This is a genomic window from Pseudarthrobacter sp. GQ63 (genome assembly GCF_059758765.1).
This window is the reverse complement of record NZ_JCAXEF010000001.1, coordinates 627,391-646,348: the sequence shown is the minus strand read 5'-3', so window position 1 is coordinate 646,348 and position 18,958 is coordinate 627,391. Positions and strand designations below refer to the sequence as shown.

13 protein-coding genes are annotated in these 18,958 nt (G+C 60.0%); 4 read left to right on the top strand and 9 right to left on the bottom strand.

Annotated elements, in window-relative coordinates; genetic code table 11:
• The first annotated feature begins 92 nt into the window (after positions 1–92).
• Positions 93–485, top strand: a complete 393-nt coding sequence (locus AC6CHP_RS03045; RefSeq protein ID WP_498228130.1) for a hypothetical protein — start codon at positions 93–95, stop codon at positions 483–485.
• Positions 486–539: 54 nt separating this feature from the next.
• On the opposite strand, the gene AC6CHP_RS03040 is transcribed toward AC6CHP_RS03045, so the two are convergent.
• From AC6CHP_RS03040 to AC6CHP_RS03030, 3 genes are all read right to left on the bottom strand, one after another.
• The gene (locus AC6CHP_RS03040; protein ID WP_498228129.1) at positions 540–1,514 is read right to left on the bottom strand and encodes a zeta toxin family protein; all 975 of its coding nucleotides are present in this window, start codon (positions 1,512–1,514) and stop codon (positions 540–542) included.
• Positions 1,515–1,949, bottom strand: coding sequence for a hypothetical protein (locus AC6CHP_RS03035; RefSeq protein ID WP_498228128.1), 435 nt, complete (start codon positions 1,947–1,949; stop codon positions 1,515–1,517).
• 688 nt (positions 1,950–2,637) lie between these two features.
• The gene (locus AC6CHP_RS03030; RefSeq protein WP_498228127.1) at positions 2,638–3,363 is read right to left on the bottom strand and encodes a hypothetical protein; all 726 of its coding nucleotides are present in this window, start codon (positions 3,361–3,363) and stop codon (positions 2,638–2,640) included.
• 302 nt (positions 3,364–3,665) lie between these two features.
• Between AC6CHP_RS03030 and AC6CHP_RS03025 the strand changes: the two genes are divergently transcribed.
• Positions 3,666–4,880 (top strand): DUF805 domain-containing protein, encoded by a 1,215-nt coding sequence (locus tag AC6CHP_RS03025; protein WP_498228298.1) that lies wholly within the window; start codon positions 3,666–3,668, stop codon positions 4,878–4,880.
• 266 nt (positions 4,881–5,146) lie between these two features.
• Positions 5,147–6,709, top strand: coding sequence for a hypothetical protein (locus tag AC6CHP_RS03020; RefSeq protein ID WP_498228126.1), 1,563 nt, complete (start codon positions 5,147–5,149; stop codon positions 6,707–6,709).
• Positions 6,710–6,904: 195 nt separating this feature from the next.
• Here the strand turns inward: AC6CHP_RS03020 and AC6CHP_RS03015 are convergent, their stop codons facing one another.
• Positions 6,905–8,488, bottom strand: a complete 1,584-nt coding sequence (locus AC6CHP_RS03015; protein ID WP_498228125.1) for a hypothetical protein — start codon at positions 8,486–8,488, stop codon at positions 6,905–6,907.
• A gap of 1,190 nt (positions 8,489–9,678) precedes the next feature.
• Complete coding sequence (locus AC6CHP_RS03010) at positions 9,679–10,056, bottom strand: hypothetical protein (protein WP_498228124.1); 378 nt, start codon at positions 10,054–10,056, stop codon at positions 9,679–9,681.
• 256 nt (positions 10,057–10,312) lie between these two features.
• Between AC6CHP_RS03010 and AC6CHP_RS03005 the strand changes: the two genes are divergently transcribed.
• Positions 10,313–10,486 (top strand): hypothetical protein, encoded by a 174-nt coding sequence (locus AC6CHP_RS03005; RefSeq protein ID WP_498228123.1) that lies wholly within the window; start codon positions 10,313–10,315, stop codon positions 10,484–10,486.
• A 55-nt stretch (positions 10,487–10,541) separates the two neighbouring features.
• Here the strand turns inward: AC6CHP_RS03005 and AC6CHP_RS03000 are convergent, their stop codons facing one another.
• From AC6CHP_RS03000 to AC6CHP_RS02985, 4 genes are all read right to left on the bottom strand, one after another.
• Positions 10,542–13,583, bottom strand: coding sequence for a type I restriction endonuclease subunit R (locus AC6CHP_RS03000; protein WP_498228122.1), 3,042 nt, complete (start codon positions 13,581–13,583; stop codon positions 10,542–10,544).
• Positions 13,584–13,587: 4 nt separating this feature from the next.
• Positions 13,588–14,757 (bottom strand): restriction endonuclease subunit S, encoded by a 1,170-nt coding sequence (locus AC6CHP_RS02995; RefSeq protein WP_498228121.1) that lies wholly within the window; start codon positions 14,755–14,757, stop codon positions 13,588–13,590.
• Positions 14,747–16,264 carry a type I restriction-modification system subunit M gene (locus AC6CHP_RS02990; RefSeq protein WP_498228120.1) on the bottom strand — a complete coding sequence of 506 codons (1,518 nt, stop codon included), beginning with the start codon at positions 16,262–16,264 and terminating at the stop codon, positions 14,747–14,749. Before AC6CHP_RS02990 ends, AC6CHP_RS02995 begins: the two co-directional genes overlap by 11 nt.
• A gap of 293 nt (positions 16,265–16,557) precedes the next feature.
• Complete coding sequence (locus AC6CHP_RS02985; RefSeq protein ID WP_498228119.1) at positions 16,558–18,678, bottom strand: AAA family ATPase; 2,121 nt, start codon at positions 18,676–18,678, stop codon at positions 16,558–16,560.
• Positions 18,679–18,958 lie beyond the last annotated feature (280 nt).

The following is an 18,958-nucleotide window of genomic DNA, read 5'->3' as shown; positions in this document are numbered from 1 at the left end:
ACCTGCCTGCGTTGCCCGTGCCCACCCGTCGGACACTCCGACGGCCAAAAGAGTTTACCAACCCTCAAGGAACGAAGAGAGCGAGACACCACATGAACACCGAGACCGAAGCCCGCATCACCCGGGCCGTCGAAGCCGTCGAGACCGTGTACGCCGAATCAGGCATCAACTGGAACACCCTTTGGGAAGCTGCCGAGCGCGAGCAAGATGCCTACGGCATCAACCGCGGAGCCGGCGACGACGAGGAAGGCACGTACCGTGCCCGGCAGACATGGATCGATGCGCACGCGGAGCTGGTAGAACCAGTCGCGCAGGCCATGGAGGTCTTCGGCATCGAAGCCGGTGGGTGCATCGATTATGGCGTCTACTCCATCGGCAACGATGACATCTACGCCGATGACGAGCGGGCCGGCATCCGCAGCATGGCCGCAATCCTGGTCCAGTGCCAACACGCAATCCGTGAAGCGATCGAAGCCGCGGAGTAGCCGTAGGTCACATAGGACTTCCCCGCCTTCGCGGGGTACAGCCCGCCCAGGAAGTTACGGGGCGGGCTTCTTCATGGGGTACGGCAGCCAGGAGTCCATCGGATCGCCCGCGGCCGGCGCAAGTGGCGCAGGCGGCGGCTCAGGTTCGCTCAAGTACCGCGGCACTGCAGTCCGGTAATGTCCCACCGTGCGCAGGTACCTCTGCTCTGCAGCGCCTGACTGGGCGACGATCAGTTCGACGACGTCAATGTCATTCGCCCCGGGGTCCGTGAAGAGGTCCACGGCATTTTTGTTGCAGAAGCTGTATTCGCCGGCGGCATCGTAGATCTTCGTTATAGCGTCCCTCGGAGTGAACCGGCCGCCGCCGTTTGGCTTTCCCGCAATGGCCTCCGTACGGCCTTCGGCCCACCTCGTGTACGCCTGCTCCAGGGCCGTGGCCATGTCGACCTCGACGTCCAGGATGGTCATCTTCTTGTAGTCATTCAGCGCGAGCATTCGGAGATACCGCGGCGGCAGTCCGCGCCAAGACAGCGTCCCCTCGATGACTACGTTCTCTTGTGCCTCCAGGCAGCGCTCGATCAGTCGGTCGGCAAGGAAGACACTTTCATTGTGAACCAGCGAGGAAACCTCGTTGGGCATGATCGGGAAGCCATCGGCAAGGGTGCGCGAGAACACACTACCAAAGCGCCCGTCTGCCACAGCGGCTTCCAGCAGCTTCCGTTTGATCTCGTCCGGGTCAATACGCCGCCAGCCCTCGTCGGCCAATCCATGGTTGTCGATGGCTGTTGATTTGCCCGCACCTGGAGGGCCCGCCGTGATGAGGACCGCGACGCGGCCGCCCTTCTCCACGTTCTCCTCGCCCTCATCAATGAAGTCATCCAGGAGCCGACGCTGAAAGCGGACACGGTCGGCACTGAGTGCCACCTCCGGATCGTAAGTGGCCAGGGCCGAATCGCGGTTCAGCTCTCCACCGGGCGCTGTGAGGGCATCCAGCTGCGCTTCGACGGGGCGGAGCTCCTCGTACTCCACCTAGGCGGCCCGCGGGTGGGCCGTGTGGACGAGCTCTTCGTAATCCTGGAGATCGATTAGGTCGCGGTGGACTGCATCGACGATGTCATCCCATGATCCGTGCGTCAGGGCGCCCTCCGGATTGCCCGGCTCAGCGTCCTCACCGAAGGTGTAATCCCAGGTCTTTAGCTCATCGAGCATCGCCTCGTGGCTGCTGATTCTGCCGGCGTGGAAATCGAGGATAACTTCCTTCGGGGTACGCTCGAGCAGCTCCGGGAACCGCTGCGCCTTACGCAGTATCCGGCTGACTTCAGGCTGCGAGAGACCCAGGCGGTGGGCGATTTCCCCCTGCCTCAGGCCCTTCTGCTGAGCCGTCACGCAGGCACGGAGGAGATCGAGACGGTTCAGCTCGCGGGCTGCGAAGACCCGGGCCAGCTCCTCCTGAATCGTAAGCATCGCTTCTCCGATCGGCGTCTATACAAAATGTATAAGAGCTACGTTACCGGTACGCCGAGGATAAAGCGCCCCTCACTGTGATGGAAATCACATGCAGATCACATGCACCCAGAAAGCGAGTGTCGGGAGATCCTCGGGCGACCTGGATGATTTTCCCACAAAGAAAGGTAGCACCAAGCTTTAGGCGCTATCCTTATGGTGTACCGAAAGACCAAACGAGGAGCACACCATGACGGCAGTTGTGGAGATCTCCGCCTGCGCAGCAATCCGGCAGGCACAGAACCTGCGGGACCGCGCCCAGGTTGACGGAACTTCCATCCTGGCGAACACCCCAGCCAACGAAATCGCCGAGGTCATCGAGACCTCGTTTCGCGTACCGACGATGTCAGAATCAAGGCCGCAGCTACGGAGCTGTGGCAGATGACGGAAGCAGAGCGCATCGCGGAGTTCTGCATGGAGGAGGACGACCCGAAGTCCTACCTGGCAGCCGTGCAGCCCGTCAGCCGCCTAAGCGCCTACTAGACCAGAAAGCCCGCACCACATGGGCTATCCGTGTGTCCTCTGGGTATGGCCTTACTGGTCCGCGGCTTTGCCTCCGGAGCTGAATTACCTTGACGCCGACGTCCTCACTCCTTCCCAATTGCTCATCACTTCCCATGCAGGGGGCTACGGGCATCGGCAAGAGACCCTACCCCCTTACGAAAGGAGTTTCGGGGGGAACGTTAAGGGGACGCACTACTCCGCTGACGGGCACCACCGTTGGAAAGGCAAACCAGCCCTCGGTGTGAAACAGGGTCAGAGATGGAACATCCTTTTTCAGGTGTTCCAGCATCTGGAGGACATGGCTGTCAGTCACAGGAAGGCCTGCCCCTGCCCGCAACGTGAAGCGGGTGACTTTCTTACCCCGAGCACGGAACTCGAACTCAAAACAACAGGTAGGGTACTCCGCCTCGAGTTCTTGCTGAAGTTCAGGGAGGACCAGAAGAAGAGTACTGGCCATATCCTGCCACCTGTCAGGACCGGAGCTCCGAGGCTCGATGTGGTCAGCAAGGAGCGTTACAACTACTCGTGGAAGTAATTGGCGGCGTGTTCGTGCCGCCACGCGTGCATGCCAGGCCAACGCGAACTTTACGAACTGGATCGTGGGGCCAATCACTTTCATGTGCTCAAAGAGAACCTCCGCAACGGCCATCGGTCCGGTCGTGGCTCCGATTCCCACAGGAACCGCCTTTTCACACGCGATACCTGCCCGCTCTAAGAACGCACGCACGAAGAGGGACATCGCCTCTCCGTCTGGCTCCGCCAGTGAGCTGGAAGCCGGCATTGCTGACGATCTAAATGGATTAACCTTCACGTCCACGCCCACCCTGCCGGCGCGAGCATCCATGAAGTCCAGCCATATTCTCTTATCCATGCGCTCTTGCGCAGTCCTCGTGTCCTTGTGCTCTTGCACGGCCTTTGTCGCCACGATTGCGCCCTCCCCTTCCCCGGCAGTCTTACAACCCATGCAAATTAAGACAGTTTAGTTAGCTCAGTTTGCGAGCAAGAACCTCTGCCGTCTTGCCCCCTTCTCATGTAAGGGGGCCCAAGACTCTAGCCATCCCCACGCCTCAAGCGCAGAATAAACGAACGCATCTGGGCTCTGCTCTTCTTCGGAGAGCTGGGGGGCGCGTAACGGTCTCGAAATTGAAGTTCGCTTTTCTTCGAAGGAGAGAAATGTCGCTTCTAGAGGCCGTTCAAGCCTGCCTGTCCAAGTACGCAACGTTTTCTGGTCGAGCTAGGCGTTCAGAATTTTGGATGGCCGGTCTGGCGCTCTTCCTTGCCCTAATGGGCTGGAGCGTCCTGATTGCAATCACAAATTGGGATCTCATCAGATTCCTTGCCGGCATCTTCATGTTGGCCTGCATAGTGCCGCTTTTTGCCGTACAGGTCCGACGCCTCCACGACGTTGGCCGCTCCGGTTGGTGGCAGTTAATCAGGGTTATACCTCTCGTCGGGGACATCGTCATAATCGTGTTTTCCGCCACTGACAGCGAGCCGTTCACCAACAGTTACGGCCCGCCCCCCAAGCCCGTTCCCTACCTCTACCCACCTGGAGCAGGGCTGCTGCCACCAGTTTCGACATCAGCCGATGAACCAGAGTTTCCTTCACATAAGGCACACCAAAACGTGGCCCCGGAAGTGTCGGGCAGGCAACGTTACGAATCTCCAGAGCCGACGCTGGATTCCCAGAAGATTGAGAACTACTTCGCAGCGACGCGAGGCCGGGAGGCAGCTCCCAATCACGCACCGAAAAGGACTTTCAGCTTCTCGGCTCTGAGCCAAAAGACGCGTGGTCTCGCAGCCGCTGGGCTCGCTCTGGTAGTGCTCCTGGTCGGCATCTTCTTGGGGCAGAACTCGTGGAGACCATCAACTCAGGAGTCAGTCCAAGCGGCAGGTTCGATTCCGCAACCCGCAGTCGTGCCGGCAGTGCCGGCAGACACACCTACGTCGCAAGCCCGTCCCAGCCCGCCCCCGACAGCCGAGGCGGCAGCCACTGCGACCGTGCCGGCGCCGGTCACACCGCCGGTGGCACAGGCTTCCGCACTTCAGCCCGGTGATCTGGGCCTGACGTCGCCCCTGCGCCCTGTCGCTTGCACAGGCCAGTACATCGTTGTCTACCACTCATCGACGGAGCCATCGGTGTACGCCCAAGACGTTCAAACGAACCTGCAGAGTCACCCAGGATCCAAGTACCTGCTGACTCTTACTAGCTGCACGGCCTTGAATCGGATGTCGGAGGCGGGAAACATGATCTACACCGTCTACGGTGGCCCGTATGACACCTTGGCCCAAGCGTGTGTAGCGGCTTCCCGGTACCCCGATGAGTCTTATGTGAAGATCATGGACAGCGCCATGGCACCTGACCAGGCTGTTCAAACTTGCCAATGAACGGCAATGAAGGGAAACCGTGGTCCCGCAGCCGTCGTTTCCACCGACTCTGCATGCAGCTGACGTGCTTGGTCACGGTCTGCGCTGTGGGGGTCCTAGCTGCCTGCACCGGCCCTCCTCCAGAGCATCCTGCCAGCGCCGAAACACCGACGGCACAACCCGCCCTAAACACACCAACCCCCTCAGCTCAGGTCCACGCCACCGTCAGCTTCCCCGGGGTTTCAGGTCTGGAAGCTAGGGTGGCAGACCGTCCTCAGATTCCTGAGATGCAAGCCGCGCTCCCAGCCCAAGTTTCCTTGGGTCAAGTCGTCGACCTTGACATGAAGAATGGCACGTTCCCTGCCTCGGGCGCCGAACTCACGTTTAGGCTGGCTCAACCGCTGCCAGCCGATAAAGTCGCGCTTATTGCCAACTGGGACCTTGGCGACCAAACGTGGGTCCCAATGGCTAGTCAAACATCTGAGGACGGGACCAGTGTAAGCGCGAAACTGGAACACTTCTCTACCTACGGCCTCCTGGATGTCAGCCGTAATGCCATCGGTCAGCTTGTTGGCGTGCGGACGTCGCCACCCGAATGTAAGTTTGACCCGCCTAGCTGGGACGATAAGGATGCGCCCCAGTTCTTCGACGACCTCAATGGTCCTGTGCTTTGGTGTGCCACGAGCGATCCTGACCATCCTGACGACCTCGTGATCAAGCTCAAAGTGAACCGTGGTGCCGGAGCGTCAATCACTACAGCAGTCACCCCGGTATCGGTCCGCAGTGATTTGTGGGAGGCGCTCAAGCCCGAGACCTGGGCCACAATGGCTCTGGGCGGCCATCCTCCGCTTATGCCAAACCCCGACACATACTTCATCCAGCCGACCGGCGAGTATGAGTTCCGGTTCGAGAAGACAGATGTCATGGACTTTTGGCACTCTAGTCGCACCCAACCGCTGGTCGAAGTCAGTACGTCGCTGGCGGATGCGCTTGCCGGGGTCCTCTATGCGCTATTGTCAGAAGTCGCGGCCACCAATGACGTGATGTTCTTGGTCACCTCGGCGATGGCGATCAATCAGTGCACCTCCGACATCACGACGTCCGTCGGTGATTCGGCGCTTTCTGCCTCAACTCTAGCTCCTAAAATTCGGGGGGCCCTAGGTGCAATCCCGCCATGTTTGGCGGGGCAAAGAGAATTCGTGGCTCACTCGGCGGCACGTTTCATCGCAGCCAGAAACCCGGCCTGGACTTTCGAAGAGCTGAGAACCAAGACGGGCTCGTCGGTCAAAGGCGTCATTTTTTGGTCCAGAGTTGTTGTAGCCGTTCAGGTTCTTATACCCCTTGCTGAAGCGTCCATCGACATGTTCCTCGACCCGATCGCACGGCAGTTCATCTTCCAGCCCAGCGACCATGCCCTGAAGGAATATGTTCAGAACAATAGGCCAACTATCGCAGGCCTTCCAAGGGAACTCGAGGGCAAATGGTGCTCTAGTTTGAACCCGGGCACATGCTTCAGTGTGGCCGAGAAGAAGGCTCAGGCCCCGGAGTTGTTCATATCGTACAGCGCACCTGCAACGGATGCGCCAGGCGCAACACAATACGTTTTTTGCACCCGTCGCATGGACGACGCCGGTGATACGTGTATCACGGCAGCATCCATCTTCCTTCGCTATTACCCGTCTGGCGTCGGGTGGGACTGCTCAAAGAACCACTTTCAGCTGCCCACCTGCGACCCGGATTATTCATCCGCTCACGACTTGTCCAAGCCCAGGCTCGTCGTCCTTTATAACCACCAACAGGACAAGGTTTACCACGATTCAGAGCCAATGTATCTGGTCAGCGGGAACTGAGGCTGACAGTCAGAGACAGGTCCACTCTCGGGCACTTTTTAAGGACCTGAGGCGGAGGCACCGGATCGGGACTGGGCCGTGCCCCTCGTGTCAACATACAGGCGCGCGACCAGGTGGCCGTTGGCCCTCGTTAGATCAGCTGATTGGGTAGCCCAAAGGTCGAGCCCTCAGTGCGCTTCGCAAAACTGGTGTCCCCTAGGCTGCCAGGGCCACATCCTGGAGGATCAGCGTCGCCAGACGTTCGGCCAAAGACTTCTCGTAGCCGCGGTGCCGCAGTCGGTTGCGCAGTTCCGATTCGAAGGCGTCCCGCTCCCCTGTCCGCATCTGTATGCCCTGCATGTGCACGATGGTGCTCTTTATCCAGACGGTCTTCACCGACTGTTCTTCGGTGGCCAGCGGGATGCTCTCCTCGGGCCCGAGCAGCGGGCGCGCATTCCCCATTACCTTGTCGGCGATCACAGTTACAGCGTCCCCGTAGCCCCGCGCCTTGAGCCGGCGCTTGAGCTCGAAGGTCAGGGCCTTCCGGCGCGCCTCCGTCATGGGCGTCTTGGCGATCGCCCGGGAGGCGCCTGCCACCCAGTTATCCCGCTTCTCCTCCGCTGCGTCCGCCTTCGGGATGGATGCCACCAGGCCGAAGAGCTTATCCATCTCGGGACGGGCATCGGTGCGCAGCTGGCGGACCTTGGCGAGCTCGTCGGTCCGGGCCGCCGCATTGGCCTTGTACGCCTCCTTGGCAGACGCCGCAGCCTCGTAAGCACCGGTCTTCTTGGCCCAGAAATTCAGGGCCTCCGAGAGTTGGCCAGGGAGGTCCGTTATTACATCATTGGTGTCCCCTTGTTCTGACCCGTTCAGGAGGTCCAAACCGGCCTCAACTTTGAGCCGGTTCAGGGCAGGGATGGACCGCTTCGAAACACCCAGCTGAACCGGGTCAACCCCGGCCGCCTGAGCCAGGGTCAGGAGCCATGCTCTGGCCCCCAGCGGCTCCGTTCCATAGGTCCAGGCAGGGTGGTTCACGGACCGGGTCACAGCGGCCACCAGAAGGTCACTTTGACCCGGTTCATTGTCGCGCCCGGCCAGGGCGCCGATGGCATCGTACAGACCCGGTTCAATGACCTGGCCGTCCTCGTCCTTGACCTGCTTCACCAGGGTCATTTGGTCCTTGGTCAGGTGGCCGCTGATCTTGAACCGGCGGGCCGAATCGGGTCGCTGACCGCCGACTTCCCGGATCCATCCGATGTCGACGAGATCGTTCAATGCAGCCTTGGCCGTCGGCCATGACACCCCCATGCGAAGCGCCAGCCACGGGTAGGAAACCATGATGGTGTTCCAGCCCTTCTCGCCGTTGATCGACCGCAGCTGTTCCCCGCTGAGCACGGCCAGGGCAGCCCGCGCCCGGATCTGCTTTGCCTGCGTCAGGACCGGTGCGCCGGCATCATCCACCGCCACAGGAGTGAGGATCCGGCCCAGGGTGAGCCTGGCTGTTTTGACGGCGTTGTCGGCCGCCCCCGCAGGGGAGGAAGAAAGAGCCGCCCTGCGGCAGGAAGCGATGAGACGACGGTATGCGAAGCGGTCAGTAAGCAGGGAGGAAAGACCAGGACGGTTAGCAGTCTGCTTTTTCAGGAAGCGGATCAGCTCGCTGTCGGTTAGCCCAATCGAGAAGGCCCTGACGGCGATGTCCCGGGCGAAAGCCCGAGGGGCGACGGTCGAGGCAGGAAGAGACGCAGCAAGCTTGACCAGCTCTTCGATCGGAGCTGAGGTCATGGATTGTTTCGCAGGCATGACAATATTTTATAGCCTCTATGCGCTGGAGCGTAAGCGACAAGCGCTATAGGAAGGCTATAAAGATTGCGGCTTGGAGATGCCGAGGCTTTTACATTCCCGGGAGGCACCAAGGAGACGAAGGGAGAAGACCGGCAGTCAGGGGAAGCGGCCAAGATCTTCCAGGCACAGCCGAAGGCTGGAAAGCCGGAGGGCATATCTGAGGCAGGACAGCAGCAGCCAGGGCAACAGATCGGTTGCAGTCTTTTAGCAGTCTTTGTGTTAGCGGTTCGCTGAGCTGGGTGGTGGCGTTACGGCGAACGCCGGCTCCGGGCTTCGCCCTACGACGGCTTATCGAGGCGCTGAGCAGACAGGACGTACACAGAGCGTTGACCTAGACGCTACGGAAGGCTGCTTGATGACCATTCAGCTTCTCTTTTAGATACCTCTTAGATTCACTGTTCGCTGACTCTTTGGTTCCCTGTTCGTTACTCTTTCCGTTCTCTTCCGCCGGCCCCCGATTTTTCGGCCCCTCCCCCTGGACTCTTTCTGGCACCCATCGAGGACCTGTCCTATGCACGCCTGCGTCGCGATCGTCCAGAAGGACGGACAGCCCGAGGACCAGGAGGATCATTCCCGGGAACTCGTCATTTTGGAGGCAAGAAGCTGCACAGCTTGCGGTACAGCCCCGACTCTCTGGCCTTCAACTTCGAGCAGATGACAGCGGTGGCCCGGACCCTTGGCTGGGAGGTCCTCGGCGACTGGGATGTCCTGGACGGCTGAGCCTTCGCTGTCGTTGAGCAGGTCAACGACCTGGTCTCTGACCCCGCCGATCCGGCGCCTTCTGACCCTGCGTGACCGGCTCTCCGTGACCCTGTTTCGGGCCGCCCAGATCCGGCGGACCTGAGCTGGCTTGAACGGTTCAGTTTGACCCGCCTGAACCGCCCATCCTGACCCCACAGTGAACCGCCTCAAAGTGGGTCATGAAGACCCTTTCCTGGACTTTCGAGTCCAGCCCATTTTGACCCTGCCCAACCCGTTTCTGACCTGTTCGTTCTGAGCCTCATTTGCCCGGCTCAAGACGGTTCACTTGGGTCGCTTTTCTGGGCGTTGCGGCTGGAGATATGCTTGCCGGTGCACCGGTTCAAACCACGCTCACTTCCCGGTCCGCCGGGCTCAAAATCGGAGCGACTAGCCGGTTCTGGTGTCGACTACCAAGTCGCCTCGAATGCGTATGTCGCAGCGGTGAGCAGCTGGTCGGGGTCGTCCAGGTGGTCGATTGGGCGGTCCTGGGCGGCGAACAGGCTGCTGGGCGAGATCAAAAAGTACGCGACGTCCCACGGAGGTATTTCGTTGCGCCTAGCCAGAGCCAGGAGCGCGGGGATAACCTCGCGGACGGAGGCGCCTCTGAATTGATACCGCGGAAACCTGAGATCGCCTTGATACTGGATGCCGAGCAGATCTCCGGACTCAACAAGTTGCCTGACCCGGCTCGCGTCAGGGTCTCGGGGATTCAGGAGTGCGGCCACCTCCTGCATGCCCAGCGTCTCCTTGGCAACTTCAGCCTGCCACCGTCTTTGATCAGCCATTGATCGTTCATACGCATCATTTTCTGGTGCCACAGTTGCCCCTGGTCGTTCGCTCATTGTCTCGAGTACTTACGGTACGCCCGCGGACTGTTGAAGGCTGCTGACCGACGACGAACTCGGCGAATCCGTCGACGCGCCCACCTTGGACTTCGCCTCAAAGCAGCGAGCCGCAGGCAGCTTGATCGGTGTCAGACGGCCTGACGGGTACAGGTATCCGGGGTTTCAGGTCGATCGCGGTGAGCGCGCCATTAGACCTGTGATCAGCGACCTCCTGAAAGCTGCGAAGGAAGCCGGGCGGTCGGAGGAAAGTCTCGCGCTGTGGGCGATGACTCCGACGGGTTACCTCGACGGTGCCCGTCCCGTCGACCTGCTGGAGCACGCGGCCCGGCTGGTGGCCGCTGCCAGGCAGGCCTTCAGCGTCGTATGGTGAGGGCCCGGATCAAACAGCACAAAGCCAGTAATGCAGTCGCAGCTGACGGGCAGGTTCAGTAATTCTCGGCGACGTAGGCGTAAGCCCGGTCGAAGAGTTCCCCCGAAGCGGGCAGCCCATATCTGACCAGGACTTTCCGGACCGCGATGCGGACCGCCCTGTCACCCTCTTTCGAGTTGTTCCAGCCGTCCCAGCGGACTTCCTTCACGATGGCGTCAATATCGGCGACGACCTTCCCGACGATCACCGGGACGCCGGCGGGTTTGTACTCCTCGAAAATCTGGGTGAGGGCGCCCACGTTCGGGTCCGGCAGAAGATCCAGTCCGGCTTCCCCTAAGTCGTCTTCCGCCTTTTCGGCCGCAGCCATGTCCCTGGCCAGATCCAGCAGGTCGCGCAGGAAATCCACAGAGTCGTGGGCTTTGGCCAGGTTGCGTTCGCGGAGCCGCTCCAGCCGCTCGGAGAGCGTCTTGTAGGCGCGGTGGCTACCATGATCCCCGGAGAGCCGTTTGTGGAGCCTGGAAGCAATATTGTCGATGACTGCTCCGGCTGTGGTGACGGTAGGATCGCTGCTGCCTTCGTCTGGGTCAATGACTCCGGCCTCAATGAGCCGCTTGATCGTCCCCTCATCGGCTATCACCACGTCGACACCGGTGTCGCTAACGGTTACTTCACCGATGTGGCCGTGGACGAGCTCGAGGGTTTTCGCGCCCAGCCGGTGCCAGAGCAAGTCCCGGGTGTCATCCGCGGGGGCCACGGAGGCATACACCTTGGACAGCCATTTGTAGTCCGCCCGGTGGTTCTCCAGCCGCAGGTCAGGATACGCGGCCTCCCAGATGCCTTGCAGCATTCCGTACTGGGCAGCGAAGCGCTCCATAGCCTTGTCATCCGGCAGCCGGTCGTGGGCCGCCTGAAGGGCTTCAAAGCCGGTGCTTTCGCGGTCGATACCGGCAAACCTGTCCAAGACGTTGGCGATTTCGATGTCGAACTGCTCCAGGAGCGCATCGGTTTCAATCTGCTTACGGGCGTGCTCCGGGTTCGCCGGCGACATGGCGCGGGCGAAGCCGTCACCGAGGCCCACGTAGTCGACTATGAGGCCGTAGCGCTTCTCCTGGCCCGTGACCGGGTTCTTCCAGTTTCGGTTCGTCCGGGTGATCGTCTGGTACAGGGTGTGCAGTTTCATCGGCTTGTCCAGGTACATGACACCCTCGATGGGTGCGTCAAAGCCCGTACCGAGCTTGGAAGTGACGACGATGAATTTCAGCGGGTCCCCAAGCTGCCGGAAGCGGTTGAGGAGCGCCTCTTCCTTTTCGTCCGTCAGCTTGTACTTCTGCCAGGCTGCGTCATCCTTGGACTGGATAGACATGACAATGGCCGCTTCATCGGGGGTGCCGGAAGCCAGGCCCTCTTGGGCACGGGCCTGCAGCTGGCGGGTGAGTTCGTCCTGGTAAGCCACGCACAAACCCCGGTCATAGGCGACGACCTGGGCCTTCATGCCTAGCGGGTCCACGGTCGAATAGAAATGGTCAATGATGTCGGCGCAGACCTTCCGAACCCGTTCCGGGTTGGCGAAGAACGTGCGGGTATCGGTGGCCTTTGCAGCAACGTACTCCTGTTCCTCCTCGGTGAGGCCCTCCTCTGCGGCGAGCTCGTCGAAGGCTTTGTCCAGGTCATCTTTCCGGATATGGAAGTCGACCAGGCGGGGTGAGACGTGCATTGGCACCGTTGTGCCGTCGGCGATGGAGCGGTCCGAGTCGTAGGTGTTCATCGCGTGGTTCGGGTCGTCCGGGTCCCCGAAGAGCTCGTAGGTGTTCCGGTCCTCGTCCGCGATGGGCGTGCCGGTGAAGCCGAAGAAGCGGGCGTTGGGGAACGCGGCCCGCAGGAACTTGCCCAGCTGACCTTCCTGTGTCCGATGGGCTTCGTCGACCAGGACGATGATGTTCTCCCGGGTGTTCAGCACCCCGGCGTTCTTGAACTTGTGAACGGTCGTAAAAATGATTCCCCGCCGGTCCTCGGCCAGAATGCGGCGCAGGTCAGCTGCCGTCTCTGGGGCCTGCAGCGAGGGCATGCCGGCACGCAGGAACTGCCGGTACATCTGGGTGACCAGCTGGACCCGGTCGGCGATCAGGACGATGGACGGGTTTTTCAGCTTCGGCTCGTTCACGAGTTTTACGGCGGCAAACAGCATGGCCAACGTCTTGCCCGAACCCTGGGTGTGGTGGATCAGGCCCTGCCTTTTGGTGCTGTGCAGGGCGCGGGCGTGGATGGCCCGGACAGCTTCGACCTGCGGATAGCGGGGGACGATCTTGTGCAGCCGCGGCAGGCCAGAGTGCTTGCCTTTGAGCTCGTAGGCGGTGAAGTCGGCGATTACCGACAGGACGGTTTGCGGATTCAGCAGCAGCTCGACGCTGCGTTTCACCCGCGGCCAACCGGTCGAAAGGATGTCCTCTTCCGTGTTGCCCCAGACGCCCCACGATTCGATGTCCTGGCCGACGGCGCCGTAGTGGAAGTCCTTGCCGTCGGTGGCGACAGAGAACGCGTTGGGAACGAAGATCTCCGGCCAGCCCGGCTCGTAAACGGCGTGGATTTCGTGGGCGGCCTTCAGCCAGGTGATCCGGGCGTCCAGCCGCGTCTTGGTTTCGATGATGACTAGCGGAATGCCGTTCACCCACAACACCAAGTCAAATCTGCACGAATGGCCGGGCGTGCCGAATGTGACCTCATCGGAGGCGACCAGGATGTTGTTTCCTGGGTTCCGGAAATCGACCAGTTGGACGGGGTCAAATCCGTCCCGGCCCTGGAAGCGGTGGGTCTTCTGTCCGCGCAGCCATTCCAGGAAATGCTGGTTGGTCGGGACCAGCCCGTCATCGTGCGCGGACAGCATTAGGCTGCGCAGCGGGGACATCAGTTCCGCCGCACGAGTTGGTTCCTCGGCTATGGCAGGGTTGTGCCGCGCCAGCGCGGCCCGCAGGTCGGACTCGATCAGGACATCTTCGGTGTGCCGGTCCAGCTGATGCCCCGGAACGTGCTTCCAGCCCGCAGCTACCAGTAGGTCCAAAATTGGTTGCTGCACCGCGTTCGACTCATTGAATCCCGCCATGAACCTACGCCCCCATTAGCTCGTCATACATCTGTGGAATTCTATGTGTACCGGACAGGAGGGCTGACGTGATCTGAGTCCGAACCTCATCCGCCCTGCTGGCCGTATGCCGCGTGGCGTCTTCCATGGCTTTGATAGCCGTGATCAACTCCAGCTCTGCCCCCAGCAATCGCGGGTCCGGTATCAGAAACTCGCTTATCTGGCCTGCGCTGAGCATTGGGACGTGACCTGCCGACTTTTGAACCAGTTCCACGTAATTCAGGAACGAAGTGGAGTGAAATGAAGCCAGTACAAGAGGGAGGTGAAGCGGTTCAAACAGGCGGACGCGGGCCACTCGCTGTACGAGATAGCACGGCAAGTCGCCTTGGGTCACCACTGACGCCTTAGCCCCCGCTTTGATAATCGGCCTATTCAACGAAACAACGATGTCGTCAACGGCGAGGTCATAGCGGGCGTGCCGCGCATTCTCCTTGTCCGGAGGCAGGTGTCTGACGCTTTCCCATTCAACCCTGCCGGTGCCCACATTATCGTTGCGAAGAAGCCTCTTATGATCTGGGTTCGTGGTAAATTCGGCGCTCTTGAACGCGAACCCTGAGAGGACACTCGCAACCTCTTCTATGCGGACCAAGGGAGCTTCTGCGTATAAACGCGCCACCTCAGCACCAAGGACGTTATGGCAGCTGGCGGACAATGAATTCACCGCCTCGTTTGCGGAATCTAGGGCGTCCATAATTTCCACAATGCGCTGCTGCTCCACCATAGGAGGCAATTTGACAGGTACTTGAGCCAACTCCCTCTGGGACAAGGAGACGTTAGCCGTGCCCTGCATCCTCGGAACTATCAGGTCGTCCTTGAAATGCTGGAGGTAGACATGAAGGAACCGTGTGCTGCATGCCGCAGGATTCTTGACCTCACAGGCCGTCACGATATTGGCAACTGCAAACTTGCCGCTCGCGTAGTGCACGCGTTTTAGGGATGCATGCCCGTGACCAGTGGACGAAACCATGGGGATGCACACAGCCTCACCTTCGAACTGAAACTCAGCTGAGGACAAAGGCTCGGCGCCTGTGACGATTAGCGGGTATTCGCCAGGGAGAGTCTTCTGGGTTGGGGATGTACCCTTGGTGAACTTGCACAGGTCTCCCAACAAAACCGTTGCCCACTCAGATGACAAAGCCGGCCGCCTTCAGCTTGTCAGCCAACACAGCTTCGGCGGCAGCGAGCTGTTCGCGACTCTCCTGGTAGGCGATGAGTGCCTCCTCAACATTGACCTCGGCGATGCTTTCGGTCTTGATGTACCGGCCGATGTTGAGGTCGAAGCCGTTTTCTTCGATTTCTTTCCGCCCGACTAGCCGCAGATTCAGTCCACCTTCGCCGTCGATGTCGTCCCCCTGTTTGTAGGCGGCGTCGATGATGTTGATGTCCTCTTCGGACATGGTGTTCTGATTCTTGCCGGGAACGAACCGTTTGGATGCGTCGATGAACAGCACCTTGTCTTGGCGTTCGGTTGGTTTGTGCTTCCGAAAAATCAACAGGCAGACGGGTATAGAAGTTGAATAGAAGAGGTTATTGGGCAGGCCAATAACAGCTTCCAGCAGGTTCTTCCGAACGAGACACTCCCGAATTGCTCCTTCTTTGCCGCCGCGGAACAATACGCCGTGCGGCATGACGACTCCGACTCGACCGGTGTCCTCCTTCATGGACGCGACCATGTGTTGAATCCATGCGAAGTCGCCGTTTTTAGCTGGCGGCACCCCACACACCACGCGGCCGTATGGGTCGTTGGCCCAGCCTTCGGCGCCCCAGTTCTGCAATGAGAACGGCGGGTTGGCGATCACGACGTCAAACTTCTGCAGTCCGTCGCCGTCAAGCAGTTTCGGTTCGCGGAACGTGTCGCCGCGAACCACCTTGAACTCTTTGAGACCGTGCAGGTAAAGGTTCATTTTCGCGATTGCGGACGTGGTCAGGTTGATCTCTTGGCCATGGAGGCGCAGAGTTCGGGGGTCTCCGCCTTGCTCCTTTACGGCCGTCACCGTCTCTACGAGCATGCCGCCGGAACCACATGCGGGATCGGCGATTGTATCGCCAGGCTTGGGATCGAGGATCTTGACGAGGAGGTGCACGACGTGACGCGGGGTAAAGAACTCGCCGGCCTTCTTGCCCGACGCTTCCGCAAATTCACGAAGCAGGTACTCATAGGCTGATCCGAGCATGTCCCCGTTGACACGGTCAGGATCCAGCCGGACGGAATGGAATGTATTTAGCAAGGCAGCTAAGGCCGGTTGTGGGAGCCGATCCTGGTTGGCCCACTGCACATCACCAAAAACACCGGCTAAGGCATCCGGGTTGGCCTGCTGAATGCGCTGCAGTGCAGCGTCGAGCTTCACACCAGTTTGCTGGGAGGTCTCGATCACGTCTGCCCAGTGGCAGCCGTCGGGGATGACAAACGTGTGGTAGTCGGCTTCGATCTCCTCTGTCAGCGCATCGCCAAAGTCTTCGAGGGCTTGGGCGTGCTCATGGTCCCAGCTGTCGCTGATCCATTTGAAGAACATCACGGGGAAGACATATGCCTTGAAATCTCCGGGGTCCACTGGCCCACGAAGGGCGTTGGCAGCCGACCAGAGTGTTGACTCGAGTTGCCGTTGGCTGAGGTGTCCAGGCTCGGTCGTCGAGAGCGTCAAGGTGTTCCGTTCCTCTAAATTCGTATTGTCAGCGTCAGCTCCGGTTTTTGGCCCCATGGTTCGACGCCAAGTCAGTCTATGCGGGCCTCGTGAAGACTCAATTCGGGGCGCGCCGCGATGCAACCTCCGGTGGCTTCCCGGCGCGCCCGGAGTGGTGGTGGCGGCACGGCTAATCCTGCGCTCACGTCACCGCCACCTACTACACGTGGCACAGCCGTGTGGCACCTTACGCGGTAACCAATGCTGGGCAGCGCGCATACGGCCGCACCCCGGGCGTTAGCCGCCATATTTCGCTAGTCTCCTGTTTTCGGGTCCCATAGCTTGTCGCGCGCCCCAATCAAGGCCAGTTCCTGGACCTTTAACGCCAGATCCACGAACTCAGCGGGTATCTCTTCCGCTGCCTCCGCCGCCCTATGGACGTCCTCACGACTGAACGATCCGCCTCGAGCCTTACGCAACCATGACTTGAAGTCATCCTTTGTAACGCCCGCGGCAAGAGCCTTATCGAAGTCAGCCTCGAGCTGAGTCCACGTCGCTTCACCAGAAAGAAAGCAAGAAGGGGGCAAATAGCAGAGTATGTCACGCTTGGATAGGCCAATGGGGTGAATTCGGTGCAAGACCCGGGCATCAATGGCTCTCTCCCCCAGCGCGTGAAGCCAGACCAGCTCTCCTCCAGAGCCTTGACTCAGCAGCTCAGCCAGTGCTGCCCTTGCTTGCTTGTGCCTTCCCTCGAGATAAAGCCCCGTGGCGCTGTCCCAAATCTCCAGGGCCTTGGGGCCATTGACGTTATCGATGACGAAAACAACAGCGGCATCAGTGGCATCGAACAGGATCCGTGCATCGGCGATCGATCGGGCGTGGGCTGCCCCATTGATGGGCAAAATTCGACCACCTGCCCTACGAAGGTCTTTGCCAATCAGTCTGCTGAGCACGATCTCGTCGTGCACACCTTCCACCAATACAAAAACGCGAGTCAACTGGAGCAGGTCGCTGGGGGTAAGGCCAAGGTTAGTAGCGGTCTCAGAAGTTAGAGACGTTGTCCCCAAATCAACGTTGCGAAGAACGGTCGGATAGCCGCGTAAGCGAGACACATGATGAAGGGCTGCGTCCACTCTCACGTCCAGGAATGCCGGCGCGTGCGAGGCTGCTAAAACCATCAGTGTCGTCGAATTGTTACGAAGGGCGTTGAGCATATGAGGAAGTTCTCGCTCTCGCATCCGATGAAGCCCCCGCTCCGGCTCATCAATAATGAGGATCTGCGGTCGACTTTCGTCAAGCCCGGACAGTGCCCACTGCAAGGATGCCAGGGCCCAGCGCAGTTCAGCGCTCGACAATCGGCCAATCGAGATGCCTCGGCCCTCCACCGTTGCTGTCCACTCCGGCACCTCCCCGACAAACCACTCACTAGGCGACTTCAGCTCCAGGGCCAAGGTAAAGAAGTGCGGCCCGGTCATCTCCAAAAACAGGTTCGCGTCTCTTTCAAGTTGCGCCACACCCGCCGTAAAGCTTGGGTTCATAACTGTTGTCGTAGCGTCCGCTATCTCGATCAACTCGCCGTGCTGCTCAGCAAGCTGGACCAGCATGCGATTGGTGGTGTCAGTGACGCTGGCAATGGTTCCTCTGTCAGAAATGACGTGAACAGGCGCATCTAGCACCTCGCCAAGCGGCGCCACCGGTATTGAAAAGTGCTGTGGCCAGTGAGACAGGTAGTCTCTCTCCAGTTGGCCTTCATCTTCGACGAGGCGGTTCCAAAAGGTTTCCTCGAAATCGATCAGCGGAGAGCGCAAGCCTCTCATCTGATCTAGATGCTTGACGTCAGGATCCGCCAGCATGGCACTCATTGCATCTCGAAATTTTTCGTTGTACACACGCAGCGATGCCCATTGTTCCGCGCTCAACTGTGCACTCAAGTAGGTCTGCCATGCCGGGCTTGCAAGAGTGCCACTTGGAACCAGAGAAAGATCAATGCTCGTCTGCTGGGCCAGGAGGGGTACGTCCCATATCCAGTCAGAGTGCAAGTCGGACGATTGACCCAGAAAGTCATTGGTCAGCATGTGCCAGGCTTCGCGGCGATCCCAATTTTCGGACAGTCGCCCGGGATCGAATTCCGACCCGCCGACAGAATCGAGAAGGGCACGTTCGAAAGGAGACATAGCAAGGCCGCGACCGCGCTCGTCCAATCGGGTGAGTCGGATGTGTAGGCATGACCGCCTGGAGGCAGCGCCACCAACTTCCGTGGGACCGATGCCTTGGAGGACAGCTTCTGCCTCACGAAGAATGGAGGTCTTGCCGCTGCCGTTCAGTCCATAGAGGACCGTTAGTTTGTCATGGAGGTCCAGGTGAACCGAGTCCAAGGGCTGCGGCCCGAAGAGACTTATTCCCACTACTTCGAATCCGTGGCCTTTGAGCGCCATAACTTCCTCTCTCTGTCGGAGTTGATTACATCATGGCGGTTATTCATGCTCGTCCATCCAACACGGCCGCGAACCTCGCTTGTGAACAGGCTGTGTGGCAGGCGTCGGCCGCAAAATTTGAAACACTTCACGGGGCTGATGCGGCGGCCAACTTGGCAAGACCCAGTCGGCGACCGATAGCACCTACCGCAGACGAAGGAGCCAGCCCGTCTCAGTCCAGGGACCGCAGCACTAGGACTAAAAGCCCTCGCGACAAACGTGCTCATCTCCTTCCTTACAA

Excerpts from the sequence above, each read along its gene's own strand:
- AC6CHP_RS03045 (WP_498228130.1), top strand. The coding sequence starts at position 93 with ATGAACACCGAGACCGAAGCCCGCATCACCCGGGCCGTCGAAGCCGTC.
- AC6CHP_RS03035 (WP_498228128.1), bottom strand. The coding sequence starts at position 1,949 with ATGCTTACGATTCAGGAGGAGCTGGCCCGGGTCTTCGCAGCCCGCGAG.
- AC6CHP_RS03030 (WP_498228127.1), bottom strand. The coding sequence starts at position 3,363 with ATGGATAAGAGAATATGGCTGGACTTCATGGATGCTCGCGCCGGCAGG.
- AC6CHP_RS03025 (WP_498228298.1), top strand. The coding sequence starts at position 3,666 with ATGTCGCTTCTAGAGGCCGTTCAAGCCTGCCTGTCCAAGTACGCAACG.
- AC6CHP_RS03020 (WP_498228126.1), top strand. The coding sequence starts at position 5,147 with ATGCAAGCCGCGCTCCCAGCCCAAGTTTCCTTGGGTCAAGTCGTCGAC.
- AC6CHP_RS03015 (WP_498228125.1), bottom strand. The coding sequence starts at position 8,488 with ATGCCTGCGAAACAATCCATGACCTCAGCTCCGATCGAAGAGCTGGTC.
- AC6CHP_RS03010 (WP_498228124.1), bottom strand. The coding sequence starts at position 10,056 with ATGGCTGATCAAAGACGGTGGCAGGCTGAAGTTGCCAAGGAGACGCTG.
- AC6CHP_RS03000 (WP_498228122.1), bottom strand. The coding sequence starts at position 13,583 with ATGGCGGGATTCAATGAGTCGAACGCGGTGCAGCAACCAATTTTGGAC.
- AC6CHP_RS02985 (WP_498228119.1), bottom strand. The coding sequence starts at position 18,678 with ATGGCGCTCAAAGGCCACGGATTCGAAGTAGTGGGAATAAGTCTCTTC.